Origin of the sequence: Streptomyces sp. NPDC052773, assembly GCF_044547145.1 — a bacterium.
Taxonomy (GTDB): Bacteria; Actinomycetota; Actinomycetes; order Streptomycetales; family Streptomycetaceae; genus Streptomyces.
In genome coordinates, this window is sequence record NZ_JBITZX010000001.1 from 272111 (window position 1) to 289541 (window position 17431).

The 17431-nt window shown below is 73.2% G+C and carries 13 protein-coding genes; 4 read left to right on the plus strand and 9 right to left on the minus strand.

The annotated features are described in order from the left end of the window. Nucleotides 1–25: 25 nt before the first annotated feature. The 5 genes from ACIG0D_RS01230 to ACIG0D_RS01250 form a co-directional block, all read right to left on the minus strand. Nucleotides 26–4150 (minus strand): trypsin-like peptidase domain-containing protein, encoded by a 4125-nt coding sequence (locus ACIG0D_RS01230; protein WP_399795518.1) that lies wholly within the window; start codon nt 4148–4150, stop codon nt 26–28. A 5-nt stretch (nt 4151–4155) separates the two neighbouring features. Then, nucleotides 4156–4482 carry a CU044_2847 family protein gene (locus ACIG0D_RS01235; protein WP_399795519.1) on the minus strand — a complete coding sequence of 109 codons (327 nt, stop codon included), beginning with the start codon at nt 4480–4482 and terminating at the stop codon, nt 4156–4158. A gap of 70 nt (nt 4483–4552) precedes the next feature. Continuing rightward, nucleotides 4553–5230, minus strand: coding sequence for a hypothetical protein (locus tag ACIG0D_RS01240; protein WP_399795520.1), 678 nt, complete (start codon nt 5228–5230; stop codon nt 4553–4555). A 110-nt stretch (nt 5231–5340) separates the two neighbouring features. Further along, complete coding sequence (locus tag ACIG0D_RS01245; RefSeq protein ID WP_399795521.1) at nt 5341–7170, minus strand: glycoside hydrolase family 3 protein; 1830 nt, start codon at nt 7168–7170, stop codon at nt 5341–5343. A gap of 593 nt (nt 7171–7763) precedes the next feature. After that, nucleotides 7764–8681, minus strand: a complete 918-nt coding sequence (locus ACIG0D_RS01250; protein WP_399795522.1) for a LysR family transcriptional regulator — start codon at nt 8679–8681, stop codon at nt 7764–7766. Nucleotides 8682–8794: 113 nt separating this feature from the next. Here ACIG0D_RS01250 and ACIG0D_RS01255 point away from each other — a divergent pair, with 113 nt between their 5' ends. Together ACIG0D_RS01255 and aroA are read left to right on the plus strand one after the other, a co-directional pair. Beyond that, nucleotides 8795–9715, plus strand: a complete 921-nt coding sequence (locus ACIG0D_RS01255) for an EamA family transporter (protein WP_399795523.1) — start codon at nt 8795–8797, stop codon at nt 9713–9715. Nucleotides 9716–9719: 4 nt separating this feature from the next. Further along, a complete protein-coding gene (gene aroA, locus ACIG0D_RS01260; protein WP_399795524.1) occupies nt 9720–10955 on the plus strand; it encodes a 3-phosphoshikimate 1-carboxyvinyltransferase in 1236 nt (411 codons plus the stop codon). 70 nt (nt 10956–11025) lie between these two features. Here aroA and ACIG0D_RS01265 read toward each other — a convergent pair whose 3' ends face one another. From ACIG0D_RS01265 to ACIG0D_RS01280, 4 genes are all read right to left on the minus strand, one after another. Next, nucleotides 11026–11829 carry a sugar phosphate isomerase/epimerase family protein gene (locus ACIG0D_RS01265; protein ID WP_399796335.1) on the minus strand — a complete coding sequence of 268 codons (804 nt, stop codon included), beginning with the start codon at nt 11827–11829 and terminating at the stop codon, nt 11026–11028. A gap of 31 nt (nt 11830–11860) precedes the next feature. Further along, nucleotides 11861–12793: a GNAT family N-acetyltransferase gene (locus tag ACIG0D_RS01270; RefSeq protein WP_399795525.1), complete on the minus strand. Its 933-nt coding sequence runs from the start codon at nt 12791–12793 to the stop codon at nt 11861–11863. Between the two features lie 92 nt (nt 12794–12885). Next, the gene (locus ACIG0D_RS01275; RefSeq protein ID WP_399795526.1) at nt 12886–13479 is read right to left on the minus strand and encodes a dihydrofolate reductase family protein; all 594 of its coding nucleotides are present in this window, start codon (nt 13477–13479) and stop codon (nt 12886–12888) included. A gap of 287 nt (nt 13480–13766) precedes the next feature. Continuing rightward, complete coding sequence (locus ACIG0D_RS01280) at nt 13767–14813, minus strand: LacI family DNA-binding transcriptional regulator (RefSeq protein ID WP_399795527.1); 1047 nt, start codon at nt 14811–14813, stop codon at nt 13767–13769. A gap of 309 nt (nt 14814–15122) precedes the next feature. Between ACIG0D_RS01280 and ACIG0D_RS01285 the strand changes: the two genes are divergently transcribed. Beyond that, the gene (locus ACIG0D_RS01285) at nt 15123–16274 is read left to right on the plus strand and encodes a Gfo/Idh/MocA family protein (protein WP_399795528.1); all 1152 of its coding nucleotides are present in this window, start codon (nt 15123–15125) and stop codon (nt 16272–16274) included. Beyond that, entirely contained in the window at nt 16271–17422 is a 1152-nt protein-coding gene (locus ACIG0D_RS01290; protein ID WP_399795529.1) for a dihydrodipicolinate synthase family protein, read from the plus strand. The genes ACIG0D_RS01285 and ACIG0D_RS01290 overlap by 4 nt, the downstream gene beginning before the upstream one ends. The last annotated feature ends 9 nt before the right edge of the window (nt 17423–17431 follow it).

Sequence of the window (17431 nt, forward strand, 5' to 3'; positions counted from 1 at the left end):
GGTCCGGGAGGGCCCGCCGTCGCTGTCAGGGGCAGACGGAGGGGTCGGCGTCGTCGGGGAGGTAGGCGGCCAGTTCGTCTTGGGTGAGGTCGCGGCCGAAGGTGCGGCAGACCCGCTCGATGGCCTGGCCGGGTTCGGGGAAGGAACCGAGTTCCCACAGCCGCCCCGTCCCGTCGTCGCCCACCGTGGCCAGGATGCGGCCGTCGGGACTGAACGCCAGCCAGCTCACGCCGCCGAAGCCTCCGAGGAGCGTGGTGCGTGCCTTGCCGGTGTGCGCGTCCCACAGGCGGACGGTTCCGTCCGAGCTGCCGCTGGCGAGGATGTCGCCGTCGCGGTGAAAGGCCACCGCGTTCACGGACGCGCTGTGTCCGGTCAGAGCGTTGCGCGGCTTGCCGGTGGCCGCGTCCCACAGACGGACGGTACCGTCTTCGCTGGCGGTGGCGACGGTGTTGCCGTCGGGGCTGAACGCCACGGACCGCACTCTGGCGTTGTGTCCGGTCAGTACGGTGCGGAACTTTCCGGAGACCGCGTCCCAGAGTTTGGCCGTCGAGTCGGCGCCGGCCGTGGCGAGAGCGCGGCCGTCGGGGCTGAACGCCAGGTCGAGTACTCCGTTGCTGTGGGCGTCGAGAGGACGGCTCTCGCCGGTGGCGGAGTCTCGGAGGAAGACGGCTCCGTTGCCCTCCCCGATGGCGAGGGTTCCGTCCTTACGGCTGAAGGCCACCGACCACACGGCGTCCGGGTGCTTCTCGGCTTCGGTGCGCTCCTCCCCTGTGGCCGGATTCCATTGGCGGAAGGTGGTGTCGTCGCTCGCGGTGGCGAGGGTGTGGCTCTCCGGGTGGAAGGCCACCGCGGTCACCGCTTCCGCATGTCCTCTGAGTGTCCTGAGTAGTTCGCCTGTGGCCGGGTCCCAGAGGCGGGCGGTCTTGTCGTTGCCGGCGGTGGCGAGGGCGCGGCCGTTCGGGCTGAACGCCACGTACCAGATCTCGCTGGTGTGTCCCTTGAGGGTGGTGCGGTCGTCTCCGAGGGCGGAGTCCCACAGACGTACCGTCGTGTCACGGCTCGCCGTGGCGAGAGTACGGCTGTCCCGGCTGAAGGCCAGAGCGAGAACCTCGTTGGCGTGCCCGACCAGGGTAGCTCCGGGCGCGCCGGTGTCCGCGTCCCACAGCCGCACGAAGCGGTCGGTGGCAGTGGCGAAGGTTTTGCTGTCCGGACTGAAGACGAGCGTGAGCGCCGGCTCGAAGAGCGTGGTGCGGACCTTGCCGGTCGCCGGGTCCCTCAGGTGGACGTCGTAACCGTCGGCGGTGGCGAGGGTGCTGCCGTCCGGGCGGTACGCCACCGATGACACGGGCTGTGTGTGGTCTTTGAGCGTGCGGGCCTTGCCGGTGGCCGGGTTCCAGAGGCGGACGGTGGTGTCGGCGCTGCCGGTGGCGAGGGTATGGCCGTCGGGGTGGAAGGCCACGGCATTGACCTGGTTGGTGTGTCCTTCGAGGGTGCGGACCGCGCCCGTGCCCAGGTTCCACAGGCGGACGGTGTTGTCGGTGCTGCCGGTGGCGAGGGTGTCGTCGTCCGGGGAGAACGCCATGGCCCTGACCTGATCGGGGTGCCCGGTGAGTGTCTTGCGGGTCTTGCCTGTGGCCGGGTCACGCAGGCGGACGGTTCTGTCGGCACCGGCAGTCGCGAGGGTGCCGCCGTCGGGGCTGTACGCCACCGCGTTCACCGCACCGGCGTGATCGGTGAGCGTCGCACGGCTCTTCATGGTTGCCGGGTCCCAGAGACGGACGGTGTTGTCGGCGCCGACGGTGACGAGAGTGCGGCGGTCCGGGCTGTAGGCGACCGCGCGAACCTCGTCCGTGTGCCCCGGCAGGCGGCGGTGTGCCGGCAGGGCGGCGACACTCCGCAGGGTGTCGGTGGCGTCGGGCGTATGGCTGGTCCGGTACGCCTTCACGGCCAGCAGCGCGGCCAGCTCCGGGTTCGTGGGAAGCAGCTCGTCGGACTGAGCCGCAAGCTGTCGCGACAGTGCCGCGTCCTCCGCCGCCACCGCTGTCCGCCACTGCCAGACCGCACCCCCCGCCGCCAGCAGCGCGAGAACCAGCAGCCCTCCGAGGACCGCGTTCAGCCGCCGGCTCCGTCGAATGGCAGCCCGCTGATGCTGTTTGCTCTCGGTGAGGAAGTCCGCGATGTCCGCCGGCAGCCGCCGTTGCTGTGACCACTCGAGCGCTTCGCCCAGGGCGGTCCCCCGCAGCAGGTCGTCCGGGTCCTTGTGCCCGGCCCAGCGAGCCTGCCGCTCGCGGGTGCGGGCGAGCCACTCCTGGAAGCGGTGGTCCTGGTCCACCCACTCCCGCAGCGCGACCCAGTTGCGGATGAGTGCCTCGTGGATCAGCTCGGCCACCGGTTCACCGGGCGGGGCGCCGGGGTGTTGCGGAGCCCGGAGTGTCTGGGTGGTGATGATGCGGCGGCGGGTGAGGGCGGCGATGACGGAGTCGACGGCCGTCTCCTCGTCGGTTTCGCCCGGATCGGCCGCGAGGTCGCGCAGCTCGTGGAGGGGGACCTGGGTGCGCACGGGGGTGATGTTGTGGCTGGGGTCGGCGGGGTGTACCAGGGAGGTGAGGGCCCGCCGGGCGATGACCTGCTGCTCGGGGGACAGCTCGTCGAGCGCGTTGTCGCACCACGTGGTCACGCTTCCGCTGACCTCGCCGATGCGCCGGTACGCCTCGTGGGTGAGGTATCCGTCCTCCCGCCGGTCCCACAGCTGGCTGAGGGTCATCTCCAGCAACGGCAGCACGGTGACGGGGGCCTGATGGGTGAGGGCCGCCTCGGGAGTGATGTCCAGGACGTCGCCGATGATCCGCTCGGGAAGCCCGGGCTGGAAGCGGAGACGCACGTCCTCGGCGGGCAGCACGACGATGTCGTGCAGGTCCTGCCGGGCGAGGGTGCCCGGCACGTTCAGCAGGCCCGGCGTCGCGGCCTCCAGCAGCCTGGGCGCTCGCGCCGCCAGCTGCGGATAGAAGTCGTCCCGCATGATCAGGATGACAGTGACCTTGGTGTACGGGTCGGCGGCCGAGGTGACCTCGTCGATCGCGGCCAGCAGGTCCCGCAGCCGGCCGTCGGTGCTCTGCGTCAGCAGCTCTTCGAACTGGTCGATGACGAGCAGGACGCGCTGGGAGGACGGCTCGACCGCGAGCCTGCGGTTGACCGCCGCGATGATGCCCTCCTGGGTCGCCCCGGGCAGCCCGGCCCGCTCGATCTCGGCGAGCATGTCCTGGCGGGGCCGGGCGAGCACCGGCAGCCAACGGTCGCTGCCGGGCAGTTCCCCGGCCGCCAGGGCGCGCAGCACCCCCGCCTGGATCAGCGACGACTTGCCCGACCCGGAGGGCCCGAGCAGCAGCGTCAGGCGCCGTTGCCGGCCCAGGTTGGCCAGTACCTGCCGTACCGCCTCCGAGCGGCCGTGGAACCAGCGGGCGTGCTCGGCGGTGAACGGCTCCAGCCCTCGGTACGGGCACACGTCGCGTTCGGTCAGCTCCGGCAGAACCTCCCGCAGGACCCGGGTGGGAGTGGCGTACGCGATGCCCAGGCCCCGCATGTACGCGTCGGGCGCGGTGATCTCCGTGAGCATGCCGACGACCAGGCCGGTGACCTCGTCGAGGACGGGCCCGCCGCTGAACCCGGTGGTGAGGTCGTTCGCGCCGGTCAGCTGGAGGTGCGCGCCTCTGCCTGCCACGGCGGGCAGCAGGTCGCCGATCTCGCCGAAACCGAGGTGTCCTTCCCGAGGGGCCTGCGCGGGGAATCCGAAGGAGCGCGCCTGATGGCCTCGGCAGCCTTCAGCGGAGCCCAACGACAGGGCCCGCACACCGGCCGGAGGGTCGTTCAGCCGGACGTAGGCGATGTCCTCCCGCTCGGCGGGACGCCACAGCCCGGCCGGGATCGCCCCCGCCACATGGTCGGCGCCGGCAACGTACGGGAAGGACAGCCGGACCTCCGAGCCGGGCCCGCCCCCGGCCGCCTCCACCACATGCGCGCACGTGACGACCACCCCCTCGGCCACCAGGAACCCCGTTCCGGCCACCGTGCCGTCCGGCCCGAGGATCTGGGCCACCGCCATCGGAAGATCGGAGGTGATGCCGTCGCCCGGCGTACTGTCCGTACCGCTCACCGGGATCAGCCCTTTTGGTCGTCCTTCCAGGACACGGTCACCTTCAGGTGACAGCCGGCCTGGCTCTTGGTGATCACGGCTCCGGCCTCGAAGGCCAGGTCGACGCCGAACTCGACCGTGATCTCGTCGGGGCGGGCCTTGCGCAGCTGCACGAGCGCGGCGTGGGCGGCTTCGGCGACCGGCTGGAGGGCCGCTTCCAGCGTGACCGGGAGCTCGCGCACGGCGTCGCCGATACGACCGGCTTTGACGGGTCCGCCGTCCGGCAGCAGGCCCGGCTGCTCCACCAGAACCCAGCCCCCGTCGTCCAGTGGAATGCGAGTGAGAGGTGTCATCACGAACTCCTCTGCCTCTCTCTCCACGGTCCTCGTTTCCGGCCCGGCTCGCATCCCGAGGGCGTGAGCGTCACACCGGGCGGGCGCAGCCCACCGGGTTGGCTCCGCCCAACTGGACGTAGAGCGCGGTGGACGGCGGGCACTGGGTGCGGTGTCGTACGGCCTCCGTCACCCGGTACTCGGGCTGCCGCTCGCCCTCGCCGTCGCAGCGGGTCTCGCGGACCTCGCCGTCGCCGGAGCCGTAGACGCAGTCGCCGACGATGGTGCGGGGGCCGCCCCCGCCGCCGGGGTCGCCGGGGTGCGGGGGCTGGAGGGAGCGCATGCAGGCGTAGCCGCGGGGGACCGCGCCGTCGCCGTCCTCGTCGGAGGACGGGCGCTGTTCGCTGATGTGGAGGACGAAGTCGGTGGTGGCGGGGCACAGGGGGCCGTCGTGCACCGTGCCGTCGTGGCGGGCCACCACACGCGCGGCGGCGCGTTCGCTGCCGCAGGAGACCTCGGTGAAGCCGGCCGTGCCGAACGAGCTGCACTCGTCGACGCCCAGGAACACCGTCCCGTAGCCCGAGGGCACCGTCCCGGCCGCCGGTGCGGTCGCGGCCGGCCGCGGGCCGGCGGCGTCGTCCCGGGCGGGCGGCGGTCCCTGGCAGCCCGTCAGCAGCGCCACCAGCAGGCCGAGCACGGCACCGGCACCCGCCACGGCACCCGGCAGGGCATCCGGCAGGTCACCTGGTACGGCACGTCTCTCACCCATGTCCCATCCCCCCACCCCCGTCCAGCGTGACCCGCCGTCGCGGGCACACGCCAGACGCGCAGAGTGCTTTGCGCCCTTTGGGGGTGGTGCGCCAGGTGTGTGACGTAGGGCTAGTACGTCTTGTACGACAAACCGTGGCCGAGCGGGTACAGCACCCGCGTGGGGTCGTCGGCCCGCTGCACCGGCACCGGCAGCTTCCCGGTCGGATCGACGGCTCCCGCGATGACCCGGGCGGCGGCGCGGAGTTCGACGTCCGTCCAGGAGTACGTCGCCAGGTACGCGCGGACGCCGGGCAGGCGGGCCACGTCGTACGGGTTGCGCACGGCCACCGCCACCACCGGGCGGCCCGTCGCCAGCAGCCGCTCCACGAGGGTCTTCTGGGTGCTCGTCGCGGTCACGTTGTACGTCGCCACGACCACCGCGTCCGCGTCCGCCGCCGCCGCGACGGCCCGCTCGACGACCGCCGGGGACGGGGCGGTGCCCGTGGAGAGCGCGGTCGCGGTGAAGCCCTGCTCGGTCAGGGCCCGGGCGAGGGTGCCGGTCGGGGGGCCGGTGGTGCCGGAGGGGGACGCCGGGTCGGCGCCGACGACCAGCAGGCGGGGGGTCTCGTCGGGGGAGAGCGGGAGGAGGCCGCCCTCGTTCACCAGGAGGGTCGTCGTCCGCTCGGCGACGCGGTCGGCCGTCCGCAGGTGGAGCGGTGTGCCCACCGTGCGGTCCACCGCCTCCTCGTCGGTCCAGGGATCGTCCAGCAGGCCCAGTTTCGCCTTCAGGCGCAGCACCCGCAGGATCGATTCCTCCAGCCGTTCCTCCGTCAGCTCGCCGTCCTGGACGGCCTTCAGGACCGCGTTCCACGCCAGGTCCAGCTTGGGCGCGTTCAGCAGCTGGTCCACGCCCGCCTTCAGCGCCAGCACCGGCACCCGGTCGTCGCCGTACTTCTGCCGTACGCCCGCCATGTCGAGCGCGTCCGTCACCACCACCCCGTCGTAGCCCAGCCGTTCGCGCAGGATGCCGGTGAGGATCGGGCGGGAGAGGGTCGCCGGGTCGCCGGAGTCGTCGAGGGCCGGGACCAGGATGTGCGCGGTCATGATGGAGTCGATGCCGGCCTCGATCGCGGCGTGGAACGGCGGCGCGTCCAGCGTCTCCCACTGCTCGCGGGTGTGCTTGATGACCGGGAAGCCGTAGTGGCTGTCGGTCTCGGTGTCGCCGTGCCCCGGGAAGTGCTTGGCGGTCGCCGCGACGCCCGAGCGCTGGTACCCCACGGTCTCGGCGGCGACCAGTTCGGCCACCGCCCGCGGGTCGGCGCCGAAGGAGCGCACGCCGATCACCGGGTTGGCCGGGTTGACGTTCACGTCGGCGACGGGGGAGTAGTCCTGCCGTACGCCCATCGCGCGCAGCTCCTTGCCCGCGATCCGGCCCAGGGCGCGCGCGTCGGTGCGGGAGCGGCCCGCGCCGATCGCCATCGCGCCGGGGAACAGCGTGGCCGGCTTGCCGATACGGGCGACGATGCCGTGCTCCTGGTCGGTGGAGATGAGGAGCGGCAGGCGGTGCGGGAGGGCCAGCGAGGCGCGTTGCAGACCGTTGGAGAGGGCGGCGATCTGGCGCGGGCTGCGGGTGTTGTGCGCCCAGGCGAAGTAGATGACCCCGCCCAGGCGGTACTTGGCGACCAGCTCCGCGGGGGTGCGGACGCCGAACTCGCGCAGATTGGCGTCGATGTCGGCCTGGTCGGGAGCGGAGGCGGAGTGGCCGTAGGCCCGGGAGACGAAGAGCTGGCCGACCTTCTCCTCCAGGGACATCCGGGAGATGAGGCGGCGCAGCCGCTGGTCGCTGTGGGCGTGGGCGGGGCCGGTGACGGTGAGGGCGGCGGTGACGCCCGCCGCGGTGGCGGCGAGGACCGAACGTCTGGAGGGTTTCGCGGTGTTTCCTGTGCTGGTGTCGGGCACGTGCGCTCCTTCCGGAGGAGGTCCGCTGAAGGAAACTTCCGAAGGGTCACCAATATCCGGGAAGTTTCTGCCAGTCAAGGGAACGCACAGTACCCAGCGAGGGGGCCGCCACCGGCGCATGGGAGGGGGGCGCGCCGATGGCGGCATACCGCCGGCCGCGTGCGCGGCGGAGAGGGTGGTCGGCGTTCGCGGCCGGCAGCGAGGCCGACACCGCACCGCGGTGACTCTCCGGCGGTCCGGCGATTGGACGAGGGCGGCGCGGGGCCGGTTCCCGGTGGTCGGGCGAATTCCGGAAGTCGGTGGCTGCGGGGGTGGTGGGCAGTCGGGGGTGTGAGGTGACGCCGGTGAGGGTGGGTCACGGGGGCCGTCGTCCCGGCGGCTTGAGCGGGTCACAGGGGCGGTCGCGTCGTCGGCTTGCGGGGGTCGCTGGGGCGGTCGTGTCGGCGGCTTGCGGGGGTCGCTGGGGCGGTCGTGTCGGCGGCTTGCGGGGGTCGCTGGGGCGGTCGTGTCGGCGGCTTGCGGGGGTCACTGGGGCCGTCGCGCCGTCGCCTTGCGCGGGCCACCGGGGCCATCTCCCCGCCGCCTTGCGCGGGTCACCGCGACGGCTGCGCCGCCACCCCCGGCCAGTGCTCCCGCAGTGTGCGTACCGTCTCCGCGATCGCCGGGCGGCCCGCCGCGCCCGTGCGCCACAGGGCGTACAACCGGCGTACGGGGGTGGGGTCCAGGGGGACCTCCGCCACCCCGGCGGGCAGCGGGCCCCGGCCCAGGCGGGGGATCACGGTGACGCCGAGTCCGGCGGCGACGAGGGCCACCAGGGTCGGGTTCTCGTCGGCCTGGTGGACGATGTCCGGCTCGTGCCCGGCGGCGCGCAGCGTGCGGACGAGCCAGTCGTGGCAGACCCGCCCGGGCGGCTGGCACACCCACCGCTCGCCGCCCAGCTCCTCCCGCCGCACCCGCTCCCGCCCGGCGAAGGGGTGGCCCTCGGGCACCAGCAGCGTGCACCGGTCCTCGCCGATCACCGCCTGCTCGACCCCCGGCGGCACGGGCAGCGGCGCGATGTCCCAGTCGTGGACGACCGCCAGGTCCACGGCGCCCTTGGCCACCATCCCCACCGTCACATGCGGGTCGGCCTCGATCAGCCGGGCGTCCAGGGCGGGGTGCCGGACTGCGAGGTCGGCGAGGACGCCGGGCATCAGCCCGCGCGCCGCCGACGCGAACGCGGCGATCGTCAGCCGCCCCGCCGGGATGCCGCGCCGCTGCTCCAGCTCGGTCTCGGCGCGTTCCACGATCGCCAGCAACTGCTCGGCGGTGGCGACCAGTTGGTGTGCCTCGGGGGTCAGCCGCACACCGCGCCCCTCGCGTTCCAGCAGCGCCGTACGGGTCTCCCGCTCCAGCTTGGCGATCTGCTGGGACACGGCGGACGGGGTGTAGCCGAGCGCCGCGGCGGCGGCACCGACCGAGCCGTGCACGGAGACGGCGTGCAGGGCGCGCAGGCGTTGCAGGTCGAGCACGGAAAAGCCCCCTCGATAGCCCCTCGGCAGCCGCTGGATTCAATGTTGCTTCATCCAACCATGCAGGAATCATCGCTGGTGCTTCACGGTCGGTGCGGGGGATCGTGGAGCGCATGCGCCCCGCCCACCTCGCCCTCGCCGTCCTCGTCGCCGCCGTCTGGGGCGTCAACTTCACCGTCATCGAGATCGGCCTCGACCACTTCCCGCCGCTGCTCTTCTCCGCCCTGCGGTTCCTCGCCGCCGCCGTCCCGGCCGTCTTCCTGGTGGGCCGGCCCAAGGTGGCGTGGAGGTGGATCCTCGCGGTGGGCCTGGTCCTGGGCGTCGCCAAGTTCGGCCTGCTGTTCGTCGGGATGGACGCGGGGATGCCCGCCGGACTGTCCTCGCTGGTGCTCCAGATCCAGGCGGTGTTCACCGCGCTCATCGCGTTCGCCGCGCTCGGTGAACGGCCCTCCCGCACCAAGGTCCTCGGCATGGCGGTCGCCCTGGCCGGGATCGTCGTCGCCGCCGTCGACGAGGGCGCCACCGGCTCCCTCCTCCCCTTCGCGCTGACGATCGCGGCGGCGGCCTGCTGGGGCGTCTCCAACGTCCTCACCCGCAAGGCGGCACCCCCGGACGCCCTCAACTTCATGGTGTGGGTGAGCACGGTCCCCGTCCTCCCGCTGCTCGCCCTGTCCCTGCTGCTGGAGGGCCCCTCCCGGGACTGGGACGCCGTACGCGCCCTGGACTGGCAGGGCGCCGGGACGGTCCTCTACGTCGCCTGGGTCACCACCGTGTTCGGCTTCGGCGCCTGGGGCTGGCTGCTGCGCCGCCACCCGGCGTCCACCGTCGCCCCGTTCTCCCTGCTGGTCCCGGTCTTCGGCATGTCCTCGGCGGGCCTGCTGCTCGGCGAGTCGATGAGCCCGCTGCGCTGGTGCGCGGCGGTGCTGCTGGTGGGCGGCGTGGCGCTGGCCTCGTGGGCGCCCCGGCGGACCCGGACCGCACCGGTCCACCCCGTGGACGTTCCCGCACGCGAGGCGACCGTCGGCCGATCATAAGGACATGCCCGTAGTCGACATCCCCGGTTCCAAGTCCATCACCGCCCGCGCCCTCTTCCTCGCGGCGGCAGCCGACGGCGTCACCACCCTCGTCCGGCCCCTGCGGTCCGACGACACCGAGGGTTTCGCCGAGGGCCTGGCGCGGCTCGGCTACCGGGTCGGCCGCACCCCGGACACCTGGCAGGTCGACGGCCGCCCCGAGGGCCCCGCCGTGCGCGAGGCCGACGTCTACTGCCGCGACGGGGCGACCACGGCCCGCTTCCTGCCCGCCCTCGCCGCCGCCGGCCACGGCACCTACCGCTTCGACGCCTCCGAGCAGATGCGCCGCCGCCCCCTGCTGCCCCTCACCCGCGCCCTGCGCGACCTCGGCGTGAGACTCCGCCACGAGGAGAAGGAGGGCCACCACCCGCTGACCGTCGAGGCGGCCGGGGTGGAGGGCGGCGAGGTCACCCTCGACGCGGGCCTGTCCTCGCAGTACCTGACGGCGCTGCTGCTGCTCGGCCCGCTCACCCGCAAGGGCCTGCGGATCACCGTCACGGACCTGGTCTCCGTGCCGTACGTCGAGATCACGATCGCGATGATGCGCGCGTTCGGCGTGGAGGTGCGCCGCGAGGGCGCCACGTACGTCGTCCCGCCCGGCGGCTACCGCGCCACCACCTACGCCATCGAACCGGACGCCTCCACCGCGAGCTACTTCTTCGCCGCCGCCGCGCTCACCGGCGGCGAGGTCACCGTCCCCGGCCTCGGCGCGGGCGCCCTCCAGGGCGACCTGGCCTTCGTCGACGTACTGCGCCGCATGGGCGCCCACGTGGAGACCGGCGCCGACCGGACCACGGTGCGCGGCACCGGCGAGCTGCGCGGCCTCACCGTCAACATGCGGGACATCTCCGACACCATGCCGACCCTCGCCGCCATCGCGCCGTACGCCTCCGGCCCGGTCCGCATCGAGGACGTCGCCAACACCCGCGTGAAGGAGTGCGACCGCCTGGAGGCCTGCGCGGAGAACCTGCGGCGCCTCGGCGTGCCGGTGGAGACCGGCCCGGACTGGATCGAGATCCACCCGGGCAGCCCCGCACGCGACACCGAGATCAAGTCCTACGGCGACCACCGCATCGTCATGTCCTTCGCGGTGGCGGGCCTGCGCGCACCCGGCGTCTCCTTCGACGACCCGGGGTGCGTCCGCAAGACCTTCCCCGGCTTCCACGAGGAGTTCGCGAAGCTGGCCACGGCCCTCCGCTGACCCCCGGCCGCGCCCGGCTACGGCACCTGGCCCGCCGTCCCGGACCGGTGCCCGCACGGCGCCGCGCCGCTCACGCCGAATCGTTGAGCAGCCGCGCCAGGTGGTCGCGTCCCGCGCTCAGCAGGCCGGGCAGCGGGGGAGCGGCCTCGTACCAGCGCTTCTCGTACTCCCAGCACAGCCAGCCGTCCCAGCCGTGCCGTGACAGCACCTCCACGCACTCCGCGAGCGGGAGCACGCCCGCGCCGAGGGGGAGCGGGGTGGTGTCCTCGGCGGAGGCGATGTCCTTGACCTGGAGGTAGCCGAGGTGCGGGGCGAGGGCGGCGTACGTCTCCGAGGGCTGCTCGCCGCCCAGCCAGGTGTGCATCACATCCCACAGGGCGCCCACGCTCCGGTGCCCGACCGGGCCCAGCACCCGGATCACGTCGGCGCCGGTGCGGTGCGAGTCGTGGGTCTCCAGCAGGATCCGTACGCCCGCGTCGGCGGCGAGTTCGGCGGCCACGCCCAGCCGCCGGGCGGCGATGGCGTCGGCCTCCTCGGGCGGCTGAGCGGCGACGTCGGCGCCCGGGAAGACCCGGACGAACGGGGCACCGAGATCGCGGGCCAGGTCGAGCAGGGCGCGGATCTCCGCGAGCACCGGCTCGTCGTCGCCCGGCGCGGCCACGCGGGCGTACCCGGCGAGGCCGAGCGGTTCGACACCGTACGCCTTGAACTCGGCCGCGATGTCCGCGCGTTCGGACGGGGTGAGGCCGGGGTGCACCGGTTCCTCGCGGTGCGCGCGCAGCTCGACCCCGTGATAGCCGTGCTCCGCCGCGAGGCGCAGCACATCGGGGAGGGGGAGACCGGGGACGCCGAGGGTGGAGAACGCCAGCTTCATACTCATCGACCCTACTCGCCGCCGCGCGGCGTCACTCGGATGCCGCGCGCAGATCCAGCCGCCAGTCCTGCCCGACGAGGTCCTTCCCGAAGGAGCGGTGCGGCTTCTCGGCGACCAGCGTGAAGCCGTGCCGCTGATAGATCCGCCGGGCGGCGGCCAGGACGTCGTTCGTCCACAGCACCACCTCCCGGTAGCCCGCCTCGCGCGCGAAGGCGACGACCGCCGCGACCAGCCGGTCCCCGACGCCGAGGCCGCGCGCGTCCGGCTCCACCAGCAGCAGCCGCAGCCGGGCCGCGCCGGGCGCCTCGTCCCGTACGCACATCACACACCCCACCGCCCGCCCGTCCAACTCCGCGATCCACACCCGCTCCAGGAGCGGATCGTGCTCTTCCGCGAAGTCGGCGACGATCCTCGCCACCAGCGCCTCGTACTCGGCGTTCCAGCCGTACTCGGCGGCGTACAGCGCGGCGTTGCGCTGCACGATCCAGCCGAGGTCGCCGGGGGCGGGCGCGCGCAGGACGGCGTCCTCGGGGCGGGGAGCGTGGCCGCCGGACAGCAGCGTCCGCACCGTCCGCAGCCCCTCCGCCAGCCGTGGCCGGTCCTCCGGCGCGACGCCGGCGAGCAGCGCGCCGACCGTCTGGCGGGCCCGCTCGTCCAGCAGCTCGGCGGTCTCCCGCCCGCGCGGGGTCAGCCGGATCCGCCGCCGCCGGGGATCGCGCTCGGAGGGCCCGCGCTCGACTAGCCCCTGCTCCTCGAACTTGTTCAGGATGCGCGTCAGATACCCGGCGTCCAGATGGAGCTGGGTGCGCAGATCGGCGACGTCGGTGTGCGCGGAGTGGGCCAGCTCGTAGAGCACCCGGGACTCGGTGAGGGTGTACGGGGCGTACAGATGACGCCCGTAGTCCAGCGCGCCGATCAGGTTCGTGTAGAAGCGGTTGAAGGAGCGGATGTCTTGAACGGTCATGCTCGCCCCCCGAGTGCGTGCCTTTGACTCGGTCAGAGGTTCCGTCGGTTTCGAGCGTAGGCCCGGCATCCGCTCCCGTCCACGGGGACGGCCTACTCGGCCGCCCGCCGGTAGACGTTGACCAGCGTGCCGGCGTCCGACTTCGTCGTGGAGACCAGCTCGAACGGGAACTTGGCACCCCCGCTCGGGAAGATCGACTTGCCGCCGCCCAGCACCACCGGCATGACGATGAGCCGCAGCTCGTCCACCAGGCCCTCGTCGATCAGCATGCGCGCGAGGGTGGGGCTGCCCATGACCAGCAGGCCCCGGCCGTCGCTCTCGCGCAGCTTCCGCAGCTCGGCGACGGCTTCCGACCGGGGGATCCGGACGGAGTTGTCCCAGGTCAGCTCGGACTCGCCGAGCGAGTCGGAGACGACGTACTTCCGGATCGCGTTCATCCGGTCCGCGAACGGGTCCCCGGCCCGCTCGGGCCACGCCGACGCCATCGTCTGCCACGTCCGCCGCCCGAACAGCAGCGCGTCGGCCTCCTCCAGCGCCGTGTCGAAGGCCCCGCCGACGACCTCCGGGTCGAAGTAGGGGTGCGTCCAGCCGCCGTGCGCGAATCCGCCGTCCGTGTCCTCCTCCGGGCCGCCCGGGGCCTGGACGACGCCGTCGAGGCTGATGAACTCGCTGATGACGATGCGCATGGTGGTGATCTCCCGCGTTCGGTGTGTGCTCCACATGCCGTGTGCTGTCGAGGGATAGACGGCCGACCGGGCCGAAACTAATCGCACGCGAGCGGATTGATCCACTGATTCAGCAGAGTCTGTAACTACTAGTATGTACACCCTCCGACGACAGGAGGGACGACCCGTCATGCCCCTCGTCCGCATAGACGCCTACGGCGCCGACGACCCCGGCTGCCTCACCGGCCGGCCACTGTCTCCCCCCGAGCGGGCGACGGACGGCGACTAGCCGTCATGCTGCCGCCCCCTCACGGCCGAGGCGCCCCCGAAGACCCCCGTACCATCAGCTCCCCCCGCACCGTCGCCACCCCGCCCGGCGGCGGCTCCTCGCGGCCCATGGCGATGCGGCCGGCGCGGGCGCCCGCCTCGGCCAGCGGCAGCCGCACCGTCGTCAGCGCGGGCACCGCGTCGATGCTGAAGGGCAGGTCGTCGAAGCCGGCGACGGAGACGTCCTCCGGGATGCGCAGGCCGGACTCGCGCAGGGCGGCGCAGGCGCCGAGGGCGACGGAGTCGTTGGCGGCGACCACCGCGGTGATCGTCGGGTCGCGGCGCAGGAGTTCCAGGGTCGCCTCGTAGCCGGACCGGCGGTCGTAGCGGCCGTGGACCGTCCAGCGGGGGTCCTCCTCGATGCCCGCGGCGGCGAGCGCCGCGCGGTGGCCCTCCAGGCGGTGGCGGGTGGTGGTGCGCTCCTCGGGGCCCGCGATGTAGCCGAGGCGGCGGTGGCCGAGGCCGATCAGGTGTTCCGTCAGCTCCTTGCCGCCGCCGCGGTTGTCGAAGGTGAGGGCGATCGCGTCGGTGTCCGGCGCGGGCGGGCGCCCGCACAGCACGACCCGCGTCCCGGCGTCGCTGAGCTTGCGCAGCTTCGCCGCCACCGCCGCCGCGTGCGGTTCGTTCTCCACGGCCCCGCCGGTCAGCACCACGGCCGCGGCCCGCTGCCGTTGCAGCAGCGTCAGATAGGTCAGCTCCCGCTCCGGTGAGCCGCCGGTGTTGCAGACGACAGCCAGCCGCTCCCCGCCCGCGCGCCCGCCGGGCCCGCCGATCTCGGACTGGATCGCGCTCGCCATGATCCCGAAGAAGGGGTCGGCGATGTCGTTCACGAGGATGCCGACGAGGTCGGACGTGGCGGCGGCGAGCGCGCTCGCGGGGCCGTTGAGGACGTAGTCCAGTTCGTCGACCGCCTTCAGGACCCGCTCCCGGGTCGAGGCGGCCACCGGGTAGTTCCCGTTCAGCACGCGCGACACCGTCGCGGGCGAGACCTGGGCGCGGGCCGCCACGTCCGCCAGGGTCACCGTCATCTCGTCGTCCTCCGGTCGCGCGTCTCGCGCATGTCGCGCATGGTCGTACCTCGTCGTACGTCGTCGGCGTATCGGGCGACGCTCCCCGTGCCGCCCGCGGTTCCGTGCAGACCATAAGCCTGACGGGCCCGCGTGTTCGCCCCCTCGAACAGGTCCAGTGTGCGGTGGTCTTGTCCAGACCCCTGCCGAGAGGCTAGCTTCTCATCACATAGAAAGCGCTTGCTGTACCGCTCACCAGTCAGTGCCAGGGGGCGTACGCGGCGCGCACACCCCGCGTACGACGCGTACGACGCCTAAGAAGGGACCGACGTGACACGCAAGACGGTGCGTATCGCCATGAACGGTGTGACGGGGCGGATGGGCTACCGCCAGCACCTCGTCCGCTCCATCCTCGCCATCCGGGAGCAGGGCGGCCTCGACCTCGGCGACGGCACCGCGCTGTGGCCGGAGCCGATCCTGGTCGGCCGCCGCGAGCACGCCCTGAAGGCGCTCGCCGAGCGGCACGGCCTGGAGCACGTCTCCACCGACCTGGACGCGGTCCTCGCCGACCCGGACGTGGACATCTACTTCGACGCGCAGGTCACCTCCGCCCGCGAGGAGGCGATCAGGAAGGCGATCGCCGCCGGCAAGCACGTCTACACCGAGAAGCCCACCGCCACCGGCCTCGACGGCGCCCTGGAGCTGGCCCGCCTGGCCGCCGCGGCCGGCATCAAGCACGGCGTGGTCCAGGACAAGCTGTTCCTGCCGGGCCTGCTCAAGCTCAAGCGCCTCATCGACGGCGGCTTCTTCGGCCGGATCCTCTCCATCCGCGGCGAGTTCGGCTACTGGGTCTTCGAGGGAGACTGGCAGGCCGCGCAGCGCCCGTCGTGGAACTACCGCGCCGAGGACGGCGGCGGCATCGTCGTCGACATGTTCCCGCACTGGGAGTACGTCCTGCACGAGCTGTTCGGCCGGGTCACCTCCGTCCAGGCGCTCACCGCCACCCACATCCCGCAGCGCTGGGACGAGGAGGGCAAGCCCTACGACGCCACCGCCGACGACGCCGCCTACGGCATCTTCGAGCTGGAGGGCGGCGCCATCGCCCAGATCAACTCCTCCTGGGCGGTCCGCGTCAACCGCGACGAACTCGTCGAGTTCCAGGTCGACGGCACCGAGGGCTCCGCGGTCGCGGGCCTGCGTAACTGCCGCGTCCAGCACCGCAGCGCCACCCCCAAGCCGGTCTGGAACCCCGACATCCCCGCCACCGAGGTCTTCCGCGACCAGTGGCAGGAGGTCCCCGACAACGGCGAGTTCGACAACGGCTTCAAGGCCCAGTGGGAGCTGTTCCTCAAGCACGTCTACGCCGACGCCCCGTACCACTGGGACCTGCTCGCCGGCGCCCGCGGCGTCCAGCTCGCCGAGCTGGGCCTGAAGTCCTCGGCGGAGGGCCGCCGTCTCGACGTACCGGAGGTCTCCCTGTGACCATCCAGCTCCCGGACGCGACGGGCGGCCTGCGCGCCTACGAGCCGCGCACCGACCCCCTCGCCGTCACCCCCGGCGCCCCCTTCACCTCCCGTACGGTGTTCTCCGCGGCGCACGTCGTCGCCGACCCGTACGCCGACGTCACGCCCGACTCCCCGGCCGCCGTCGACTGGGACGCCACCCTCGCCTTCCGCCGCCACCTGTGGTCCCACGGGCTCGGCGTCGCCGAGGCCATGGACACCGCGCAGCGCGGGGTGGGCCTGGACTGGGCGGGCGCGGCCGAGCTGATCCGCCGGTCCGCCGCCGAGGCGAAGGCGGTCGGCGGCCGTATCGCCTGCGGCGTCGGCACCGACCAGCTCGCCTCCGGCACCCTCGCCGAGGTACGCGCCGCCTACGAGGAGCAGCTCGCGGTCGTCGAGGAGGCGGGCGCCCAGGCCATCCTCATGGCCTCCCGCGCCCTGGCGAAGGCCGCGTCCGGCCCCGAGGACTACCTGGAGATCTACGGCCACCTGCTCCGCCAGGCCGCAGAGCCGGTGATCCTGCACTGGCTCGGCCCCATGTTCGACCCGGCGCTGGAGGGCTACTGGGGCTCGTCCGACCTCGACGCGGCCACCGACACCTTCCTGGAGGTGATCGCGGCCCACCCCGACAAGGTCGACGGCATCAAGGTGTCCCTCCTGGACGCCCAGCGCGAGATCGACCTGCGCCGCCGCCTCCCGCAGGGCGTGCGCTGCTACACCGGAGACGACTTCAACTACCCCGAGCTGATCGCGGGCGACGACCAGGGCTTCAGCCACGCCCTGCTCGGCATCTTCGACCCGCTGGGCCCGCTGGCGGCCGAGGCGGTCCGGGTCCTCGACACCGGGGACGTCACCGGCTTCCGCGAACTCCTCGACCCCACCGTCGCCCTCTCCCGCCACCTCTTCCAGGCCCCCACCCGCTTCTACAAGACGGGCGTGGTCTTCCTGGCCTGGCTGGCCGGCCACCAGTCCCACTTCACCATGGTCGGCGGCCTCCAGTCGGCCCGCTCCCTGCCGCACTTCGCCCGCGCCTACGAACTCGCCGACGGCCTCGGCCTGTTCCCCGACCCGAAGCTGGCGGAGGAGCGGATGAAGACCCTCCTCGCGATGTACGGAGTCGCCCAGTGACCGCGGACC